Here is a 19533-nt window from a genome sequence, read left to right on the forward strand (position 1 = left end):
CCACGAGACGACGGTCGCCGCGCGCCGCGAGACGACGGTCGCCGCGAAGTGCCGGACGCCGTGCGCCGCGAGACACCGGACACCGCGAAGCGCCGGACACCGTGCACGGCGAGACGCCAGACACCGTGCACCACGAAGCGCCGGACACCGTGCACCGCGAGACGACGGTCGCCGCGAAGCGCCGGACACCGTGCGCCGCGGGACACCGGACACCGCGCACCGCGGGGCCTCACCCCGCCTCGGTGTGCGGTGCCCGTCCCTCGGAGCGGGCCGCGTCCCGGACGGCGAGAGGGTGTCGGGGCGTCGTCGAGCGGGGCGCCCGGGCTGCCGGGATGGTGAGGACGCGGATGTGGTCGGTGAAATCGGCGCAGGGCAGCGGGAGTTCGAGGTCCGGGTCCACATAGTCGACGGCGGACGCGACGTAGTCCATGACTACGCGGACGACGCCCGCCCGGGCATGCGGGCCGACCGGCCGTTCCGCGGTTTTGAGCCCGCTGAGCAGCCGCAGCATGGTGGGCACGCTCCGGTCGGTGCGCACGGGCGGATGGCCGGGCGGGAAGCCCGGCTCGGGCCGCCCGCCCGGCTCGGCGGCGACGTCCGGGGCGACGGCCACGGCTGCGCTGGGGCCGGTGGCCGCGCCCGGCAGCCTTGGCTCGGCGGCGGCACCCGGCAGCCCTGGCTCGGCGGCGCCCGGCGGCCCCGGGTCGCCGGGTGTCTGCCGCTGCCACCACACCGCCTCGCCCCGCTCGCCGAGGGAGAGGTGGTGCAGATGGAGGCAGTACGAAGCGGCGACGTCACCGGCGCCCGCGGCGTACTGCCACCAGAAGCGGGCCGAGTCCTCCGCGCCGTTCAACTGCAGGATGCAGCCGAGGACCCGGGCCCCGGGCGGCTCGGGCAGCACCCGGGTGAGGAAGTCACGCAGCGAGGCCAGGGCCCGGGCGGTCACGACCGCCTCGCACAGGCTCCGCAGGTCGCGTGCCGCACCCTGGTGCACGCCGTCCGCCCTGCCGACGCCCGCCGCCGCGGCCGTGCCGCCCGGAGGACCCGGAGGCCCCAAGGGTGCCGTGGCCCCCGCGGAAGCCGCGGGGACGGCGGCGGCAAGGTGGCCGTGGGCCTGGCCCGCGGCGGTCGAGGGACGCCGTCCCGGGGCCGTGGTGGTGCCGGGCCGGGGCATCCTGACGGGGTCGCTCGGGGTGTCGGTCCCGTCCTGGAGCCGGGCGCGGGCGAGCAGCTCGTCAATCGGTGCGGTCACCGGGGTGTCCCTCCTGGAAGGCGGTGCGCAGGCAGCCGTCGAGGTGACGCCGGGCGTGCCTGGCCGTGGAGCGCACCGTCGCGAGCGGCACGCCGAGCACCCCGGCGACGGCGCTCTCGTCCATGGCGCGCAGATGCAGCAGCACCATGACGTCGAGCTGCCCGGCGGGCAGTCGGCGCAGCGCGTCGAAGAGGCGCATGGACTCCTCGATCTGCGCGACGGGGTCGGCTGCCGTGCGCAGGGCGACCGTGTCGAAGGCGGCCTCGAGCAGTGCGGGGCTGCCGTCGGGGTGGGGCGTGCGCTCCATGACGGTCTGGCGCAGGATCTGCCAGGCGAACCGCTCGGGGTTGTCACCTGCCAGGGCCTCGTCCCAGAGGAACAGCAGCAGGATGAAGACGTCGTTCACCGCGCGGCGTGCGTCGGGGCGGCGCCGCAGGAAGGTGTGCGCGTAGCCGGTGTAGGCGTCGCGGTACAGGTCCTGGAAGGCGGCGAAGTGCAGTGGAAGGCGATCGTCGGCGGACAGGCCGTCCCCCCGCAGGCAGCTATTGATCCAGATGGTTCGCTTGTTGGCCTCGCGTGCGGCAAGGGCCCACAGGGCGCGCATGTACGCCATCGACGGGGCCGGCCAGTGCAGCGCGGTGAGCAGGCTGCGCGTGAACTCCCAGCGCGGGTAGCGCCCCGCGGCACGCAGGAGCTCGGATATCTTCGACCGGGACCAGCCGGTCTCACGCTCCAGATGGCCGATCGTCAGACCACTGGCCAGATAGGACGCGCGCAGCGGTTCGAGCCAGGCGCGGTGGGCGGGACCGGTTCCGTCCGTGACCGGCCCGAGCTTGCGGCCCCGCTTGTTGCGCGGGGGGCCCTCGGAGAACGGCGTCGACATGGCCTTGCCGGTCACCCGGCGCCTCCCTCACCTCGCCCGGCCTGTGGCGGGGCCTCCTCGCCGCCACGTCCGCCCCGTGGGTGTTTCCTGTCTCGCCTGTACATCAGGCTCCTCATGTGCGTCCGCGGCCGTCTACGTCCGGAGCCGGTCCCTCCGGGCGCCCGTGGACGCCCTGGTTTCGGAACCGGCAGCCAAGCATGGAACCTGCGGGCGCCCCGGGCGACTGAAACTGGCGATCGGGGAACAATCCGCACCGCATGCTGACTCAAAATGAGGCATGCCAAGACCGCTTACGGCCCCCATGAGGGCCCCGGGAAGTTCGCCCTGCCGGAGGGCTGCCGCCAGGGCGAAGAGTCGCTAGGGCAGGTACAGGGTATAGAGCAGCCTGTCGGGGACGACCGGCCGACCGCCCTGGAGCACGCCCGTGGTGGCGTTGTCGACCAGGCCCCGCTTCACCTGCGCCGGCGTGTCCGCGGGCCGCAGGCCCAGGTGCAGCGCCGCCGCGCCCGCGGCGTGCGCGGTCGCCATCGACGTACCGCTGAGCGTGGCCGAGGCGGTGTCGCCGTCCTTCCAGGCCGAGGGAACGCGGTCGCCCGGCGCGAACAGCGACACGCACTCGCCGTGGTTGGAGGAGGGCGTCACCCGGTCGGAACGGTCGCTTCCGCCGACGGTCACCGCTTCGGGCACGCGTGCCGGGGAACTGGAGCAGGCGCCGCCGGACTGCCCGGAACCGCCCGCCGAGACGGTGTACGTGACACCCGATGCGATGGACCCGCGTACGGCACGGTCGATGATGTCGCTGGCCCCGCCGCCCAGGCTCATGTTGGCCACGGCGGGTTTCGTGGCGTTGGCCGTCACCCAGTCGACGCCCGCCACGACCCCCGAGACGGTGCCCGACCCCTGGCAGCCCAGGACGCGCACCGCCACAAGCCTGGCCTGTTTCGCCACCCCGTAGGTGGCACCCGCGGCGACGCCGCCGACGTGGGTGCCGTGGCCGTTGCAGTCGTTGCCGCCCTGCCCGTCGCCGACGGTGTCGACACCGACCGAGGCCCGGCCGCCGAACTCCTGGTGCGAGGTGCGCAGTCCGGTGTCGATGACGTACACGCCGACGTCCGGCGCGGTGGTCCGGTACGTGTACGTCGTGGAGAGCGGCAACCGCCGCTGGTCGATGCGATCGAGCCCCCAGGGGGCGTTCGGCTGCGTCTCGTCGACGTGCGGGAGGCGGGCGCGCGCGGAGGATATCCGGGCCCGGTCCTGGACTCGGTCCCGAGCCTGGTCCTGGACCCGGCCCCGAGCCTGGTCCTGGACCCGGTCCCGAGCCTGGTCCTGGACCCGGTCCCGAGCCTGGTCCTGGACCCGGTCCCGGGCCCGGCCCTGGACCCGGGCCTGGTCCACCGTCGCCGGTCGCTGCCGTGGCGCGTCCGGGCGTACGCGCGCGTCCTGGCCTGCGAGGGCCACGCGGGTGTCCTGGCCCGCGAGAGTCACGCGGGCGTCCTCGCGTACGAGGGCCACGCGGGGGTCGGCGGCCGTGCGGACCGCCTGCGCGCGGGTCATCCGCGCGGAGAACCCGTGCAGCGCGGCCCGGTACACATGCCCGAGCCGCGCCCCTTCCGCCCGCCCGACGAGTTCGCGCGCCACGGCCGGCACATCGGCCCCGGAGGCGCCCGCGGGCTCTTTCAGGACGACGATCCAGTTGTCCGGCACCGCCGTCCCGGCGCGGGCACCGGGAGCGGCGCCGAGCTGGAGACCCGCGGCGAGCAGCGCGGCGGACAGCGCCACGCCTGCCGGCCGACGGCACAAGGACCTTCTCGTCTGCCTCATCTGCGGTGCACCTGAACCTTCCATGGACCGTGAGCGGGTCGGGATCATGTGCGGCGGTGCGTGGTAAGTCCGTTGCCGGTGGTGCGGCAGCGTGGGGTTCGGCGGAGCGCACGCCAGGGTCTCGCGCGGGCCATGGCGGCACAAGGTCTCGCGCGGGCCGTGGCGGCACGAGGCCCGTCGCTCAGTGGGCGGCGGCCCGCTGCGCGTTGCGGTTGAACTCCGCCACGTTCCGCTGCTGTTCCTCGTACTGCGCGGTGAACCGTGTGTCCCCCCGCTTCACCGTCACGAAGTACAGCCAGTCCCCCGGCGTAGGGCTGGTCGCGGCACGCATGGCCGCCTCGCCGGGATTGCCGATGGGCGTCGGTGGCAGGCCCATACGGGCATAGGTGTTGTAGGGGCTGCTGATCTTCGTGTCGCGGTCGGTGGTCTTCAAGGTGGAGCGGTTGAGGGCGTAGTTGATGGTGGAGTCCATCTGCAGCGGCATGCCCCGGTCCAGGCGGTTGTAGATGACGCGGGCGACCTTGCCCATGTCCTTCTCGCTGTCCGCCTCGGCCTCGACCATGCTGGCGATGGTGACCGTCTGGTAGACATTCACGGCGTTCCGGTCGGCCCCAGCCGTCACGTGGCCCCCGCTGAACTTCTTGTTCGCCGTGTTGACCATGTACGACAGGACGGAGGCGGGCGTCGACTGCGAGCCGATGGGATACGTCGCGGGGAAGAGATAACCCTCGGGGTTGCCGCCCGCGTCGCCCGGGAGCTTGAGGTCGGTCTTGGAGACGGTCTGCTTCGTGGTCCCGGGCCGCACCTTCAGGGCCTTGTCGACGGCCGCGTACACCTGGGCGGAGCGCCAGCCCTCCGGAACGGTCAGCGTCTTGGGCCGGGTCTCGTCGTCGGGCAGCAGCAGCGGCACCGTCACGGCGGTGGCCGCCGCCGCGGTGCCGATGGCGAGCACGGCGATCCAGCCCCGGCGCGTCAGCCGGATCGTGCCCCGTTTCTTTCCCCGTGGCGGGGTCGTGGTGTGCATGCGGGCACGCTAACCCGACATTCATCATATTTCCTGTACATCTACCGCATATGCCTGTACAGCTCGCCCCACTGCCCTACGTCACCGGCTCCAGTTGGGCGTCCCCGCGGACCAGGGCGGCGTACTGGCCCCCTCGGGCGAGGAGCTCGGTGTGGGTGCCGCGCTCGGTCATCCGGCCGGAGTCGAGGACGACGATCTGGTCGGCGTCGCGGACCGTCGACAGGCGGTGGGCGATGGTGAGCGTCGTCCGGTTGGCCGACAGGGCGTCGATGGCCTGCTGGACGGCGTGCTCCGTGCGGGTGTCGAGCGCGCTGGTCGCCTCGTCGAGGATGAGGACGGGCGGGTCGCGCAGGATCGTGCGGGCGATGGCGAGGCGCTGCTTCTCGCCGCCGGAGAAGCGGTGGCCGCGCTCCCCGACGACCGTGTCGTACCCGTCGGGCAGGGCCGCGATGTGGTCGTGGATCTGGGCCGCGCGCGCCGCCGTCCGCATCTCCTCGTCCGTGGCGTCCGGCTTGGCGAAGCGCAGGTTGTCCGCGACCGAGGCGTGGAAGAGGTAGGTCTCCTGGGAGACGACGCCGACCGCGCGGGCGAGGGTGTCGAAGTCCAGGTCGCGCACGTCGACGCCGTCGAGCGTGACCCGGCCGCCGCTCACGTCGTACAGCCGGGGCACCAGATAGCTGAGGGTGGACTTGCCTGATCCCGTGGGCCCGACGACCGCGAGGCTGCCGCCCGCGGGCACCGTGAGGTCGATGCCGTCGAGCACGGGGGCGCCCCGCTTGTCGTGCCCCTCGTACTCACCGTGCTCGTCGTGCTCACCGTGCTCGTCGTGCTCGTCGTGCTCGTCGTGCTCGTCGTAGCGGAAGGTGACGTTCTCGAACCGGACCTCGCCCTTGACCGTCTCCAGGCGGACGGGTTCGTCGCGTTCGGTGATGTCGATGGGCAGGTCGAGGTACTCGAAGATGCGCTGGAACAGGGCGAGGGACGTCTGGATCTGCACACCGGTGGACAGCAGGCTCACGGTCGGCCGGAACAGGCCCTGTTGGAGCGAGACGAAGGCGACGAGCGTACCGATGGAGACGGTGGGGCCGCCGAGCTGGAAGGCGAGACCGGCGCTCCAGTAGATGACGGCGGGCATCGCCGCCATCACGATGGTGATCACGGCCATGCGCCAGCGCCCGGCCATGTTGGAGCGGACCTCCAGGTCGACGAGCCGCTCGGACTCCTCCCCGAAGGACCGGGTGAGGGAGTCGGCGCGGCCCATCGTGCGGCCGAGCAGGATGCCGCTGACCGACAGCGACTCCGTGACCGTGGCCGCCATCGCGGCCATCTGCTTCTGGCGTTCGGTGGCTATCTTCTTGCGCTCGCGACCCACGCGGCGGCTGATCCACGCGAACACGGGGAGCAGCAGCAGCGAGACGACCGTCAGACGCCAGTCGAGGGCGAGCATCGCGACGACCGTGGCAATGACGCTCGTCAGGTTCGACACCAGGGACGTCGCCGTGGACGTGACGGTCGCCTGCATGCCGCCGATGTCGTTGGCGATGCGGGACTGGACCTCGCCCGTGCGCGTGCGCGTGAAGAAGGCGAGGGACATGTGCTGGAGGCGGCCGTACACGGCGGTGCGCAGGTCGTGCATGACCTGCTGGCCGACGGTCGTCGAGATCAGGGTCTGCAGGACGCCGAAGACGCTGGTGACCACCGCGCTGAGGATCATCCCGAGGGCCAGCAGGCTCAGCAGACCCGTGCGGCCCTCCGGGATCGCGGTGTCGAGGATCTCCTTCAGAAGGAAGGGGGTGGCCACCGACACCAGGGACGCGGCACAGACCAGCAGGCCCACGAAGGCGAGGCGGCCGCGGTAGGGGCGGAAGAGACGGAGGATGCGGCGCAGCTCGTGCGGCTCCTCGGGGGTGTCCGACGCGGGGGTGTGTGTGACACGGCTGTCTGTTGTGTGTTCGTCGTAGCGCATGGGCTCCTACGGGGTACGACGCGGGCCGGACGCGGCGGACCGGCGATGACCAGAAGAGGATAGCTCATTGTTACCTACGCTCACAATGTACGAGGTCCTGATACCGTTCCCCCATGAGCACACCGGACACCGACGGATTCCTTGCCGAGCAGTTGCTGCGGCTCACCCGTCGGCTGCACCGCATCCAGAAGCGCCATCTGGAGCCCATCGGGATCACACCGGCGCAGTCCCGCCTTTTGCGCACCCTGTCGTACTACGACACTCCGCCGCGCATGGCCGACCTCGCGCAGCGCCTCGAGGTCGTCCCGCGTGCTGTGACCAGCCTGGTCGACGGCCTGGAGGGGGCGGCCATGGTGCGCCGCGTGCCCGACCCCACCAACCGCCGCGTCATCCGCATAGAGCTGACTGAGGGCGGGCGCGAGGCCCTCGGAAAGCTGCACGGCGCGCGCCGGGCCGCGGCGGAGGACATCCTGGCCCCGTTGGACACGGCGCAGCGCGCGCAGTTGGGCGGCCTGCTCGACGCCCTGTTCGACGCGCCGGATCAGCCACACTGCTGAGTGGGCGTCAAGGTGCCGCTCCCGAGCCGCCCCGACCCGCCGCCGTCCCTGCCGTCCCCGCCGACCCCGCCGAGGAGAGGCCATGCCCGTGCTGGAGCCCGACCCCGACGCACTGCGCCCCGCCACGGACGGCCGAGCCCCGTCCTCCGACCGGGTCCCTGACGACCGGGCCGACGGCACGCCCGGACCGCTGCGCGACGAACTGACCGCGATCCTCGGCCCAGGCAAGGTCCTGAGCAAGGTGTCCGACCTGGTCCGGTACGCGTCGGACGCGAGCCCCTACCGCTTCGTGCCCCAGGTCGTGGTCGTCGCCGAGGACATCGACGACGTGTCGGCCGTCCTGTCGTACGCACACGGCAAGGGCCGCGAGGTCGTCTTCCGCGCCGCAGGAACCTCGCTGAACGGTCAGGCGCAGGGCGAGGACATCCTCGTCGACGTACGCAAGCACTGGTCGGGCATCGAGGTGCTCGACGGGCCCCAGGACGCCAGCGGCACGGAGGGCACAGCGGACCCGCAGGGCGCAGTGGGCACGGTGGGCACAGCAGGCGCAGAAGGCACAGCGGGCACGGTGGGCACAGCGGGCGCACAGGGCGCGGGCGGCTCCGTGCGTGCGCGGATCAGGCCCGGCACGACGATCGTGCGCGCCAACGCCACCCTCGCCCGGCACGGCCGCGTCCTCGGTCCCGACCCGGCGAGCGCGATCGCCTGCACCGTCGGGGGCGTCGTGGCGAACAACGCCTCCGGCATGACGGCGGGCACCACCCGCAACTCCTACCGCACGGTCGCGTCCCTGACCTTCGTGCTGCCCTCCGGCACGGTCGTGGACACGGCGGACCCGGACGCCGACGACCTGCTCGCGCACGCCGAACCCGCCCTGTGCGCGGGCCTCCTGGAGATCAAGCGCGAGATCGAGGCGGACCCGGAGCTCACCGCCCGTATCCGCGCGAAGCACGAGATCAAGAACACCAACGGCTACCGCCTGGACGCGTTCCTCGACGGCGCGACGCCGGTGCGGATCCTGCGCGGCCTCATGGTCGGCTCCGAGGGCACGTTCGGTTTCATCTCCGAAGTCGTCTTCGACACCCTTCCGCTGGACCGGCGGGTCTCCACCGCCCTGCTGTTCTTCCCCTCCCTGCCCGCCGCCGCGGCCGCCGTGCCGCGGTTCAACGAGGCGGGCGCGCTCGCGGTGGAGCTGATGGACGGCAACACCCTGCGCGCGTCGGTCAGCGTCCGGGGCGTCCCGGCCGACTGGGCGCGGCTGCCGAAGGACACGGCAGCGCTCCTGGTGGAGTTCCGCGCACCGGACGAGGCCCGCCAGCGGGCCTACGAGGCGGCGGCCGCCGAGGTACTCGACGGCCTCTCCCTCGTGGCGCCCGTGGCCTCCGTGACCAATGAGTTCACCCGTGACCCGAAGACGATCACGGGCTACTGGACGGCCCGCAAGGCGTTCGTGGCGGCCGTCGGCGGCTCGCGCCCTGCGGGGACGACGCTGATCACCGAGGACTTCGCCGTGCCCCCGGCGCGCCTCGCGGAGGCCTGCGAGGCGCTCCTCGAACTCCAGACGCGGCACGGCTTCGACACCGCCGTGGCCGGGCACGCGGCGCACGGGAACCTGCACTTCCTGCTGGCCTTCGACGCGGGCCTGCGCACCGACGTGGACCGGTACGCCGCGTTCATGGACGAGTTCTGCCGTCTGACCGTCGAGCGCTTCGACGGCTCGCTGAAGGCGGAGCACGCGACGGGCCGCAACATCGCGCCGTTCCTCGAACTCGAATGGGGACCGAAGGCGACGGCGCTGATGTGGCGCACGAAGCAGGTCATCGACCCGGACGGCGTGCTCGCGCCGCGCATCGTCCTCGACCGTGATCCGCGGGCCCATCTGCGCGGCCTCAAGACGATCCCGAAGGTCGAGCCGATCGCGGACCCGTGCATCGAGTGCGGCTTCTGCGAACCGACGTGCCCCAGCGAGGACCTGACGACCACCCCGCGCCAACGCATCGTGCTGCGCCGCGAGATGATGCGCCAGGCGCCCGGTTCGCCGGTCGAGGACGGTCTCGTCGACGCGTACGGGTACGACGCCGTGGACACCTGCGCGGGCGACTCCACCTGCAAGCTCGCCTGTCCCGTCGGTATCGACACCGGCGCTCTGATGAAGGACTTCCGGCAGGCCAGGCACTCCCGGCGGGAGGAGCGGGTGGCCGCGCTGACCGCCCGGCACTTCGGGGCGGTCGAGGCTTGTGCGCGGCTCGCGGTGGCCGCGGCGGACAAGCTGGGCACTCTTCTCGGCGGTGGCCGTGGCCACCGTCCCGGTTACCACGGCCGTGGCGACCGCGGCGACCGCGTACTGACCGCCGTCACCCGCGCCGCCCGCAAGGCCGTGCGTCCCGACCTGGTCCCGGAGTGGCTGCCGGAGGTCCCGGGGCCCGCCTCCGCCGCGCTCCCGCACACCGCCCGCGTCGGCGCGTCCGCCGTCTACTACCCGGCGTGCGTGAACCGCATCTTCGCCAGCCCCGGCGACGTCTCCCTCGCCCAGGCCGTCGTCGCGGTCTCGGCCCGCGCCGGGAAACCGGTGTGGATCCCGGACGACGTGGCGGGCACGTGCTGCGCCACGATCTGGCACTCCAAGGGGTACGAGACCGGCAACGCGCTGATGGCGAACCGTATCGTCGAGGCCGCCTGGGGCTGGACCGCGGGCGGTGCGCTGCCCCTGGTCGTGGACGCGTCGTCCTGCGCGCTCGGCATCGCCCACGAGGTCGTGCCGTACCTCACCGCCGACAACCGCAGGCTGCACCAGGAGCTGACGGTCGTCGACTCGGTGGTGTGGGCCGCCGACGATCTGCTGCCCCACCTCACACCGCACCGCCGCGTCGGCTCCGCGGTCCTCCACCCCACCTGCTCCATGCGTCACTTGGGCGACGAGGCGCATCTGCTCGCCGTCGCCGAGGCCTGCGCGGACGAGGTCGTGGTGCCCGACGACTCCGGCTGCTGCGCGTTCGCCGGCGACCGCGGGATGCTGCACGAGGAGCTCACCCGGTCCGCGACCCGCAAGGAGGCCGCGGAGGTGACGTCCCGTACGTACGACGCGTATCTGTCGGCGAACCGGATGTGCGAGGTGGGGATGGACCATGCGACGGGGCGGCGCTACCGGTCCGTGCTGATGGAGTTGGAACGGGCCACGCGGCCCGGGGGCGCCGGACGGAAGTGAGCGCCCGAGGCACCCCCGGTCCTTTCACCCCGCACGGAGGGGGGCGGCACCGCACCACCTGGCGAAAAGTCCAACCCCCCGGCCACTTCGACCCCTTGCGCCCTTCTCGCACCGCCATCAGGGTGTCTTCCGCCCACAGATAGGCACCGCGATGACGGAGGTCCGATGCACGACGAGAACGCGACACCGGCGCCCGAAGAGTCCACCGACGAGTCCACCGACGGTCACTCACGGCGTACGGTCCTCCGCACGGCCGGACTTGCCGGGGCGGGCCTCGGCCTGGGTGCCCTGGGCTCCGGCACCGCCCACGCGGACGCCTCCGCCGACGCTCCGGCGGGAGCAGCGGCGACCGCGGCCGAGGCCCCGGCCGCCAAGGGCAGGACGATGATCGGCGTACCGTTCCAGGCCCGCTCCACGGTGCGCGTCGGCATCGTCGGCCTCGGCAACCGCGGCGGCAGCATGATCGACCTGTTCCTCGCGCAGCCGGGCGTACGCGTCGTCGCACTGTGCGACCCGGTCAAGGACAAGGTGGCGAAGGCCTCGAAGAAGGTCGTCGCCGCCGGGCAGCCCGCCCCCGCGGCGTACACCAACGGCGATCACGACTACGAGAAGCTGTGCCGCCGCGGGGACATCGACTTCGTGTACGTGGCGACGCCCTGGGACACGCACTTCGCCATGGCGAGGACGGCAATGCTGAACGGCAAGCACGTCGGCGTGGAGTGCCCCCTCGCCATGCGCCTCGACGAGCTGTGGCAGCTCGTCGACCTGTCCGAGCGCACCCGCAGACACTGTATGCAGTTGGAGAACTGCTGCTACGGCAAGAACGAGATGCGGGTCCTGCGGATGGCACACGCGGGCAAGTTCGGTGACCTGCTGCACGGCGCGGGCGCCTACAACCACGACCTGCGCGGCCTGATGTTCGACCCGAAGTACTACGAGGGTCCGTGGCGGCGGCTGTGGCACACACGGCTGCGCGGCGACCTCTACCCGAATCACGGCTTCGGCCCCGTCGCCAACTACATGGACATCAACCGCGGCGACCGAGCGACTCACATCTCCAGCTTCGGCACCCCCTCGCTCGGCCTCGCCGAGTACCGCGAGGAGCACATGCCGCCCGGCGACCCGAGCTGGAAGGAGACGTACATCAAGAGTGACCGCACCATCAGCCTCATACAGACCGCCAAGGGCCGGGTGATCCGCCTGGAGCACGACGTCTCCACGCCGCACCCCTACAGCCGCATCAACAGCCTCGGCGGCACCAGGGGCGTCTTCGAGGACTACCCGGAGCGCATCTACATCGAACCCGACCACACGGACGACGAGTGGGGCGACTTCGGCAGTTACGCCGCCGAGTTCGACCACTGGCTGTGGAAGGAGCACGCCAACCCGCCCGGCGGGCACGGCGGCATGGACTACCTCATGGTGTTCCGCCTGATGCAGTGCATGCGGCTCGGGCTCGTACCGGACTTCGACGTGTACGACGCGGCCACCTGGACGGCGCCGGTGCCGCTCAGCCACGCCTCGATCAAGGCCAAGGGCGCGCCGCAGGCGATCCCGGACTTCACCCGCGGCCTGTGGAAGAAGGCACGGTCCGGCATGGACTCCGAGAAGCCGAAGGAGTCCTGAGCGCACGGGGGTGGGCCGCTCGGGGACGGCCCCGCCACCGGGGCCCACCCCCCCCCTCAGCTCAGTCCCGCAGGGCCGCCTTGTCGCCCATCACCACGACCGGGTGCTGCTTCGGGTCGAGCGTGCGCAGCAGATACCGCATGCCGGACTTCGGCAGGCTCACGCACCCGGACGTGCCGCTGCCGTGGTCCATGTGCAGCCAGATGCTGCCGCCCTTGGCCTGGCCCTGCGGGCGCGTGGGGTCGTTGGGCGGGGTGCCCTTGACGCGGTTGTAGTCGATGGCGATGACGTGGTCGAAGTCGTGCCAGTGCGTCTTCGGCCAGTAGTGCGGGGCCTGGAACGCCGCCGACTCGGTGTACGGGAGGCCGGAGCCGTGGGAGGGGTCGGGGTCGGCGAGGACACCGCCCGCGTCGCTGAGCGTGAACACGCCCACCGGGCTGCGCTTGTCGTTCTCACGGTGGTCGAGCGTCCAGCCCTTCTTGCCGTTGTGGGCGGGCCAGCTTCGCTCCTTCTTCCAGGTGGCGTCTCCCCCTCCCCCGCCTGCGGCGGCTCTCGTATAAAGAACGACCGTCGCGTCCGCCAGGTTCCTGCTCCGGCCGTAGACGGCCACCACCTGGCGGGAGTTGCGGGGAATCCGCGACTGGAGACGGTCGCCGACATCCGGGATGCGCCGGAGATCGGTGGTACGCCCGTCCGTACCACCCGGTGCGCCCCGCTTGCCGTCCTTGCGTCCGTCACCGTCGTCGCTCGTCCCGCAAGAGGTCAGGGACGTCAGCAGGACAGAGCAGACCGCTGCCGCGGCCGCCGTTCGCACCACACCGGCTATACGCATGCGCTCCATGGTCGCACCGGGCCACGGACGCGACGGGCCGTGGGCCGCACACCGCCCCGGGGAATGGCCGACTCTTTGCCCGGCACCGGAAAATCGTTTGCTTCGAGCCACCGTACGAGGCGAACCTTTCACGGTTTGTTACCGCAACCCGTTCATTCCGCTCCGTCCGCTGGGACATCATGCACATTCGCGATCTTCCGTACGCCGATCCGGGCGAGCCCGACACCCGGTCCGGCCCCCGCTTCCTGCTCTGGCTCGGCCGCAACCAGCTCGGCGGCCAGCTCAGGTCGCTGAGCTGGGGACTGCTGCACTTCCTCGGCATCGCGGCACTGCCGTACACGGTGGGGCTCGCGGTGCAGGCCGTCGTCGACGGTTCGGGCACCCGGCTCGCCGTCTCCGGCGGTGTGATCCTGCTGGCCGGTGTCGCCGTCGCGCTCGGCGACACCATGCTGCACCGCACCGCGGTCACCAACTGGATCACCGCGGCCGCCCGCACCCAGCAGTTGCTCGCCCGCAAGACCGCGGTCCTCGGCGCCGCGCTCACCCGGCGGGTCGCCGCGGGTGAGGTGGTGGCCGTGTCCACCGCCGACGTCGAGAAGATCGGCTGGTTCGTGGAGGCGCTGTCCCGGTTCGCGGCGGCCGCCCTCACGGTGCTCGCGGTCTGCGTCGGTCTCCTTGTGTACCAGCCCGCGCTCGGCGTGATCGTCGCCATCGGCGTCCCGGTCCTGCCCCTCGCCGTCCTGCCGCTCCTTCCCCGCGCCACTCGCCGCGCCGACGTTCAGCGCGAGAAGGCCGGGCGCGCCACCGAGCTGGCCTCGGACACCGTCGCCGGGCTGCGGGTGCTGCGCGGCATCGGCGGCGAGGACCTGTTCCTCGACCGCTACCGGCGTGCCTCGCAGGAGGTACGGACGGCCGCGGTGCGCAGCGCCCGCATGTGGGCGGTGATCTCGGCCACGCAAGTACTCCTTCCTGGGCTGCTGTTGGTCGCGCTCGTCTGGTACGGGGTGCACCTCGCCGGCGAGGGCCGGATAACGGTGGGCGAACTGGTCACCGTCTACAGCGCCGTGATGCTGCTCAACTACCCGCTACGGCACTTCGAGGAGATCGCGATGGCGTACTCCTTCTCGCGCCCCTCGGCGAAGCGGGCGGCACGCGTCCTCTCGCTGGAACGGACGCTGGAAACGACACCGGAGCGGAGACCGGAACCGACGTCGGGGCGGAAGCCGGAACCCACGTCGGGGCGGAAGCCGGAACGGACATTGGAGCGGGTCCCGGGACGGACCTCGAAGCGGATCCCGGAACAGGCATCGGCGCGGGCGCCGGCACAGGCATCGGCCCGGATGTCCGAGCGGGCGCTTGCTCGGGCCGACGGCTCGCCCTCGGGCGGTACGCAGGACGAGCCCGCCGTGCCTGCCGGCGACCTCCAAGACCCGGCCACCGGTCTGCTCGCCCCGGCGGGACGCCTCACCGCCGTGGTGTGCGGCGACCCGGACGCGGCCGGCCGCCTCGCCGAACGTCTCGGCGGGCACCCCGCGTTCGAGGAAGCGGCGGGTCTGCCCTCCGTCCGCCTCGGCGGCGTACCGCTGGACGACCTGCCGCTCGACATCGCGCGTACCGCCGTCCTCGTCCAGGACAAGGACCCGGTCCTGCTGTCCGGAACCCTGCGCGCCCTGCTCGACGTACCGGCGTCCGGAGCCGTGAGTCCGCAGCGGGCCCTGGCCGCCGCGCAGTGCGGCGACGTGCTCGACGCCCTCGTCCAGGGATCGGTCGGGGACGACCCCATGGACGCACGCCTCACCGAGCGCGGACGTTCCCTCTCCGGCGGCCAGCGCCAGCGCCTCGCGCTCGCCCGGTCCCTTGTCACCGACCCCGAGGCCCTGGTGCTCGACGAGCCGACCTCCGCCGTCGATTCCCACACCGAGGCACGGATCGCCGACGGTCTGCGCGAACTGCGGGCCGGCCGCACCACCGTGGTGCTCACCTCGTCGCCGCTGCTCCTGGACCGCGCCGACCGCGTCGTGTTCCTGCACGACGGCGAGGTCACAGCGGTCGGCGAACACCGCGAACTGATCGTCACCGAACCCCGGTACCGGGCCGTCGTGACGCGCGAGACGGACCAGGAGGCGGCGACGCCCGCGGCGGCAGCGGCCGCAGGGCCGCCCGCGGAAGTCGCGAGACCGTCCGAGCACGACGACGACCCGCGCAAGGTGCGTGTACCGGACATCGCACCCGACATCCACACCGATATCGAGGAGTCCGCATGATCGGCCTGGCGCCACCGGCATACGACCCGGCCGCCCCGACCACCGCGGAGACGCTGCCCGTCGGCGGGCCCGCCACCGTACGCTCCTACGTGCGCGAACTGTTCCGACGCCACCGCCGGGCCTTCCTGCTGCTCATCGGCGTGAACACGCTCGCCGTGACCGCGTCGATGGTGGGCCCCTACCTCCTCGGTGACGTCGTCGAGAACGTCTCGGACGGCTCTCGCGAACTCCACCTGGAGCGCACCGTCGCCCTGTTCGCCCTGGCGCTTGTCGTACAGGCTCTCTTCGTGCACCAGGTGCGGCTGCGCGGGGCGATCCTCGGGGAGCGCATGCTGGCGGACCTGAGGGAGGACTTCCTGGTCCGGTCGGTCGGGCTGCCCCCGGGCGTCCTGGAGCGCGCGGGCACCGGTGACCTGCTGTCCCGGATCACCACGGACATCGACCGGCTCGCCAACGCGATGCGTGAGGCCGTGCCCCAGCTCGCCATCGGCGTGGTGTGGGCGGGCCTGCTCGTCGGCGGGCTCGCCGTGACCGCGCCGCCGCTCGCCCCGGCGCTGCTGCTCGCCGTGCCGCTGCTTGTCGTCGGCTGCCGCTGGTACTTCAAGCGGGCGCCGTCCGCGTACCGCTCCGAAGCCGCCGGGTACGCCGCCGTGGCCGCCACGCTCGCCGAGACCGTCGACGCGGGCCGGACCGTGGAAGCCCACCGCCTCGGGGCGCGCCGCGTCGAACAGTCGGAGCGGCGCATCAAGGAATGGACCGCCTGGGAGCGCTACACGCTCTATCTGCGGTCGGTCCTCTTCCCCGTCATCAACGCCACCCACATCATCGTGCTCTGCTCGGTCCTGATGATCGGCGGCGTCTTCGTCCTGCAGGGCTGGATCGGTGTCGGCCAGCTCACGACGGGCGCGCTCATCGCGCAGATGCTCGTCGACCCGCTGAACATCATCCTGCGCTGGTACGACGAGATGCAGGTCGCGCACGTGTCCCTGGCGCGCCTGGTGGGTGTGCGGGACATCGAGCCCGACGCGGGCGACGACTCCGTGCGGCCCGAGGGGCGCGACGTGCTCGCGGACGACGTGCACTTCGGCTACCGCGAAGGCGTCGACGTGCTGCGTGAGGTGTCCCTGTCCGTCCGGCCCGGTTCGCGGGTCGCGCTCGTCGGTCCGTCCGGCGCGGGCAAGTCCACCCTCGGCCGGTTGCTGGCGGGCATCTACGGGCCGCGCACCGGCCGGGTCACCCTGGGCGGCGCCGAGCTGGCGCGGATGCCCGCGGAAAACGTCCGCGCACACGTGGCACTCGTCAACCAGGAGCATCACGTCTTCGTGGGTTCCCTCCGCGACAACCTGCTGCTCGCGCGGAGCGGCGCGGACGACGCCGAGCTGTGGGCGGCCCTCGGCGCGGTCGACGCCGGTGACTGGGCGCGCGGCCTGGACGACGAGCTCGACACCGAGGTCGGCTCGGGCGGTGTGAGTCTCACCCCCGCGCAGGCCCAGCAGATCGCCCTGGCACGGCTGGTGCTCGCCGACCCGCACACACTGGTCCTTGACGAGGCGACCTCGCTCCTGGACCCCCGTGCGGCACGCCACCTGGAGCGCTCCCTGGCCCGCGTCCTCGACGGCCGCACGGTGGTCGCCATCGCCCACCGCCTGCACACCGCCCACGACGCCGACGTCATCGCCGTGGTCGAGAACGGCCGCATCAGCGAGATCGGCAGCCACGACGAACTGGTGCGGGCCGACGGGGCGTACGCGGCGCTGTGGAGGTCGTGGCACGGGTGAGGTAGCGCGACGGGGCGCGGGTGAGGCGGCGCGGCGGGCCGGAGGTGAGGTGGCGCCACGGGGCGCAGGTGAGGTGGCGCGGTGGGGCGCAGGCGAGGCGGCGCGGTGGGCCGGAGGTGAGGTGGGGCGCCGGGTTCCCGGCGCCTCGCGGGCAGGATGGCCGTCATGGACATCCGGCAGCTCGAGTACTTCCTCGCGATCGTCGATCACGGTGGCTTCAACCGGGCAGCGGCTGCCCTGTACATCTCCCAGCCCGCGCTCTCCCAGGCCGTGCAGGCCCTGGAGCGGGACCTGGGCGGCAGTCTGTTCCACCGGATCGGCCGCCGGGCGGTCCTCACCGAGGCCGGGACGGCGCTGATCGAACCGGCCCGGGCCGCCGTACGCAGCCTGGCGACCGCCCGGTCCTGCGTCGCGGCCGTGCACGAGCTGCGCGAAGGGAGGCTCGACGTCGCCGCCATGCCCTCCCAGGCGGTCGAGCCGCTGACCACGATGATCCGTGCGTTCAGCGGCCGCCACCCTGGAGTGTCGGTGAGTGTCCGGGCCGCCTTCACCTCTCGTGACGTCGTCGACATGGTGCGCACTGGCGCCGCCGAACTGGGACTGCTCGCCACATCGGGGCCGCTCCCCGACAAGGAGGTGGTGTCCCATGCCGCAGGGGAGCAGCGCTTCGTCCTGGTCACCCCGCCCGAAGGGCCGTTTTCCGGGACCCGGTCGATCGCTTGCGAGGAACTGGCCGGACACCGGCTGATCGTCGGGCAGCGGGGCACCGGCATGCGCGCGTACGTCGACGGACTGCGCGAGCGGGGGATCGACATCACCGTCGCGGCGGAGACCGAGCATCGGGTGGCGATCCTGCCCCTGGTCCTCGCCGGGGTCGGCCTTGCCGTGGTCACCGAGTCCTGGCGCACCATGGCCGAACAGGCGGGGGCTCTGGTCGTGGACATCGAGCCGAGGACGACCTTGCGGATCGCGCTGGTCAGCCGCCGCACGGGGCTTTCGCCTGCCGCCCGCACCTTTGTGACCTGCGCGCTGGACGCCATCAAGAGCCGAGCCGGAACCCGGCAGGCGGGCAGCCGATAGGCCGGGCTTATAAGGCAGATCGGCACAGCGACTTGGACGGCCCGGCGGCCTGATTGCTGCAATCGGCGCATGACCCGCCATCACATCGCACTCATCCCCGGCGACGGCATCGGCACGGAAGTCCTGCCGCCCGCCCAGCAGGTCCTTGACACCGTCGGCGCCCGCCACGGCGTCGGCTTCACCTACACCTCCTACGACTGGTCCTGCGAGCGCTACCTCCGCGAGGGCGCGATGATGCCCAAGGACGGCCTCGATCAACTGCGCGAGAAGGACGCGATCCTGCTCGGCGCCGTCGGCTACCCGGGCGTGCCCGACCACGTCTCCCTGTGGGGGCTGCTGATCCCGATCCGGCGCGGCTTCCGCCAGTACGTCAACCTGCGGCCGATCCGGGTCTTCGAAGGAGTCGACAGCCCGCTGCGCGGCGCCGCCGCCCGTGACGTGGAGTTCGTCGTCGTACGGGAGAACGTCGAGGGCGAGTACAGCGAGATCGGCGGCCGGCTGAACCGCGGTACACCCGAGGAGATCGCCGTTCAGGAAGCGGTCTTCACCCGCGCGGGAGTGACCCGCGTCCTCGACTTCGCCTTCGATCTCGCGGGACGGCGCGGCGGAGTGCTCACCTCGGCCACCAAGTCCAACGGCATCGTGCACACCATGCCGTTCTGGGACGAACTCGTCGCCGAGCGCGCCGCCGTCCATCCGCAGGTCTCCTGGGACCAGGAACACATCGACGCGCTCGCGGCGAAGTTCGTCCTCGACCCCGCCCGCTTCGACGTGGTCGTCGCCTCGAACCTGTTCGGCGACATCCTCAGCGACCTCGCCGCCGCCGTCGCCGGGTCCATCGGAATCGCACCGGCCGCCAACCTCAACCCGGAGCGCGCCTTCCCCTCGATGTTCGAGCCTGTGCACGGCTCCGCCCCCGACATCGCGGGCCGCGGCATCGCCAACCCGCTCGGCGCCATCTGGTCCGCGGCCCTGATGCTCGACCACCTCGGACATCCCGGGGCGGCCAAGGACGTCACCGACGCGATCGCCGCGGTCCTTGCCAAGACCGACGTCCGCACGCCCGACCTCGGCGGCACCGCGACCACCGCCGAGTTCACCGACACGCTCCTCGAACTGCTCTGACCGTTCCCACGTCCCGGCTGCGTCCACGTTCCTCGACGAGGACAGACGAGGAGAAGCGCCATGGCAGCGACCACGTCCCCCACCCCAGACCCGGCCCCCGGCCCCTCCCCCGCACCGACC

Annotated in this window: 13 protein-coding genes; 7 read left to right on the forward strand and 6 right to left on the reverse strand. The window is 72.3% G+C overall.

Annotated elements, in window-relative coordinates; translation table 11 throughout:
- Positions 1 to 229 precede the first annotated feature (229 nt).
- From IG78_RS44550 to IG78_RS0137140, 5 genes are all read right to left on the reverse strand, one after another.
- Entirely contained in the window at positions 230 to 1252 is a 1023-nt protein-coding gene (locus IG78_RS44550; RefSeq protein ID WP_051853338.1) for a hypothetical protein, read from the reverse strand.
- Positions 1236 to 2150 carry a sigma factor-like helix-turn-helix DNA-binding protein gene (locus tag IG78_RS0137125; protein WP_051853340.1) on the reverse strand — a complete coding sequence of 305 codons (915 nt, stop codon included), beginning with the start codon at positions 2148 to 2150 and terminating at the stop codon, positions 1236 to 1238. The genes IG78_RS44550 and IG78_RS0137125 overlap by 17 nt, the downstream gene beginning before the upstream one ends.
- Before the next feature lie 342 nt (positions 2151 to 2492).
- Positions 2493 to 3956 carry a S8 family peptidase gene (locus IG78_RS51895; RefSeq protein ID WP_225882263.1) on the reverse strand — a complete coding sequence of 488 codons (1464 nt, stop codon included), beginning with the start codon at positions 3954 to 3956 and terminating at the stop codon, positions 2493 to 2495.
- A gap of 181 nt (positions 3957 to 4137) precedes the next feature.
- Positions 4138 to 4980, reverse strand: coding sequence for an endolytic transglycosylase MltG (gene mltG / locus IG78_RS0137135; RefSeq protein WP_030572756.1), 843 nt, complete (start codon positions 4978 to 4980; stop codon positions 4138 to 4140).
- A 76-nt stretch (positions 4981 to 5056) separates the two neighbouring features.
- A complete protein-coding gene (locus IG78_RS0137140) occupies positions 5057 to 6946 on the reverse strand; it encodes an ABC transporter ATP-binding protein (RefSeq protein ID WP_030572758.1) in 1890 nt (629 codons plus the stop codon).
- A 113-nt stretch (positions 6947 to 7059) separates the two neighbouring features.
- Between IG78_RS0137140 and IG78_RS0137145 the strand changes: the two genes are divergently transcribed.
- The 3 genes from IG78_RS0137145 (at position 7060) to IG78_RS0137155 (ending at position 12334) form a co-directional block, all read left to right on the forward strand.
- Positions 7060 to 7503, forward strand: a complete 444-nt coding sequence (locus tag IG78_RS0137145; protein ID WP_030572761.1) for a MarR family winged helix-turn-helix transcriptional regulator — start codon at positions 7060 to 7062, stop codon at positions 7501 to 7503.
- An 82-nt stretch (positions 7504 to 7585) separates the two neighbouring features.
- Positions 7586 to 10708, forward strand: coding sequence for an FAD-binding and (Fe-S)-binding domain-containing protein (locus IG78_RS0137150; RefSeq protein WP_037686622.1), 3123 nt, complete (start codon positions 7586 to 7588; stop codon positions 10706 to 10708).
- 165 nt (positions 10709 to 10873) lie between these two features.
- A complete protein-coding gene (locus IG78_RS0137155; protein WP_030572766.1) occupies positions 10874 to 12334 on the forward strand; it encodes a Gfo/Idh/MocA family protein in 1461 nt (486 codons plus the stop codon).
- A 61-nt stretch (positions 12335 to 12395) separates the two neighbouring features.
- Here IG78_RS0137155 and IG78_RS0137160 read toward each other — a convergent pair whose 3' ends face one another.
- Entirely contained in the window at positions 12396 to 13166 is a 771-nt protein-coding gene (locus tag IG78_RS0137160) for a L,D-transpeptidase family protein (protein ID WP_030572769.1), read from the reverse strand.
- Positions 13167 to 13345: 179 nt separating this feature from the next.
- Between IG78_RS0137160 and IG78_RS0137165 the strand changes: the two genes are divergently transcribed.
- The 4 genes from IG78_RS0137165 (at position 13346) to IG78_RS0137180 (ending at position 19413) form a co-directional block, all read left to right on the forward strand.
- Complete coding sequence (locus IG78_RS0137165) at positions 13346 to 15430, forward strand: ABC transporter transmembrane domain-containing protein (protein ID WP_051853342.1); 2085 nt, start codon at positions 13346 to 13348, stop codon at positions 15428 to 15430.
- Positions 15427 to 17208: an ABC transporter ATP-binding protein gene (locus IG78_RS0137170; protein ID WP_030572775.1), complete on the forward strand. Its 1782-nt coding sequence runs from the start codon at positions 15427 to 15429 to the stop codon at positions 17206 to 17208. The genes IG78_RS0137165 and IG78_RS0137170 overlap by 4 nt, the downstream gene beginning before the upstream one ends.
- Before the next feature lie 165 nt (positions 17209 to 17373).
- A complete protein-coding gene (locus IG78_RS0137175) occupies positions 17374 to 18288 on the forward strand; it encodes a LysR family transcriptional regulator (RefSeq protein WP_051853344.1) in 915 nt (304 codons plus the stop codon).
- A gap of 69 nt (positions 18289 to 18357) precedes the next feature.
- A complete protein-coding gene (locus IG78_RS0137180) occupies positions 18358 to 19413 on the forward strand; it encodes a tartrate dehydrogenase (RefSeq protein WP_030572780.1) in 1056 nt (351 codons plus the stop codon).
- The last annotated feature ends 120 nt before the right edge of the window (positions 19414 to 19533 follow it).

Source organism: Streptomyces aureocirculatus (assembly GCF_000720475.1).
GTDB lineage: Bacteria > Actinomycetota > Actinomycetes > Streptomycetales > Streptomycetaceae > Streptomyces > Streptomyces aureocirculatus.

What these genes read in the sequence shown, in the direction of transcription:
- IG78_RS0137150 (WP_037686622.1), top strand. Translation starts at nt 7,586, where the DNA reads ATGCCCGTGCTGGAGCCCGACCCCGACGCACTGCGCCCCGCCACGGAC.
- mltG (WP_030572756.1), bottom strand. Translation starts at nt 4,980, where the DNA reads ATGCACACCACGACCCCGCCACGGGGAAAGAAACGGGGCACGATCCGG.
- IG78_RS51895 (WP_225882263.1), bottom strand. Translation starts at nt 3,956, where the DNA reads ATGAGGCAGACGAGAAGGTCCTTGTGCCGTCGGCCGGCAGGCGTGGCG.
- IG78_RS0137170 (WP_030572775.1), top strand. Translation starts at nt 15,427, where the DNA reads ATGATCGGCCTGGCGCCACCGGCATACGACCCGGCCGCCCCGACCACC.
- IG78_RS0137160 (WP_030572769.1), bottom strand. Translation starts at nt 13,166, where the DNA reads ATGCGTATAGCCGGTGTGGTGCGAACGGCGGCCGCGGCAGCGGTCTGC.
- IG78_RS0137165 (WP_051853342.1), top strand. Translation starts at nt 13,346, where the DNA reads ATGCACATTCGCGATCTTCCGTACGCCGATCCGGGCGAGCCCGACACC.
- IG78_RS0137175 (WP_051853344.1), top strand. Translation starts at nt 17,374, where the DNA reads ATGGACATCCGGCAGCTCGAGTACTTCCTCGCGATCGTCGATCACGGT.
- IG78_RS0137145 (WP_030572761.1), top strand. Translation starts at nt 7,060, where the DNA reads ATGAGCACACCGGACACCGACGGATTCCTTGCCGAGCAGTTGCTGCGG.
- IG78_RS0137155 (WP_030572766.1), top strand. Translation starts at nt 10,874, where the DNA reads ATGCACGACGAGAACGCGACACCGGCGCCCGAAGAGTCCACCGACGAG.
- IG78_RS0137180 (WP_030572780.1), top strand. Translation starts at nt 18,358, where the DNA reads ATGACCCGCCATCACATCGCACTCATCCCCGGCGACGGCATCGGCACG.
- IG78_RS0137140 (WP_030572758.1), bottom strand. Translation starts at nt 6,946, where the DNA reads ATGCGCTACGACGAACACACAACAGACAGCCGTGTCACACACACCCCC.